The following is a 568-nucleotide window of genomic DNA, read 5'->3' as shown; positions in this document are numbered from 1 at the left end:
TAACAGTGATAAGAATTCCACAATAAAGACTGATAATAGTTCTGTAATAAATACTTTGACACCAAGACAACTTATTCCTGTTAGTGAAATGCAGCGAGACACGAAAGCTGATCAAGGTGTTGCGTTGGGTAATGGTGCAAGTGCGCCCTCTGTATCGTTTATTGCGATAGATTCCTCTACAAAGGCGATAGCAAAAAATGCTACCAGTTTGGGGGATGGTGCACAGGCAAAAGGTGTGAATAGTATAGCTATAGGCTATAAGGCGGAAGCTTTGGGTCAAAATAGTATCGCAATAGGTAGCCAATATGCTCCGGGTACAGGCATAACAACAGCGGTTAAGAATTTTTCAACAGTTGTGGGAGACTTTGCGACTGCTAGGGAAAAATATGCGACTGCTTTTGGTGCGGGTGCAGATGCATCGGAAGAACTTTCTATTTCTGTGGGATATAAAGCAACAGCACAAGCGAGAGGCGGCATTGCTCTAGGAAGCAATTCTGTAGCTAATAGGGCTGCAGGTGTTTCAGGATATACTTCTATGCTGCAGGGACCTGCAAAAAATGAGCTATCT

Annotated in this window: 1 pseudogene; it reads left to right on the top strand. The window is 43.3% G+C overall.

The window, feature by feature from the left end:
* Positions 1–568: pseudogene (locus tag ACFINU_RS10360) on the top strand (hypothetical protein); the annotation flags it as partial.

Source organism: Bartonella sp. AC130YNZD, from assembly GCF_042196865.1.
Taxonomy (GTDB): domain Bacteria; phylum Pseudomonadota; class Alphaproteobacteria; order Rhizobiales; family Rhizobiaceae; genus Bartonella.
Note: the sequence above shows the minus strand (reverse complement) of the source record. Positions and strands in the feature narration are given on the sequence as shown.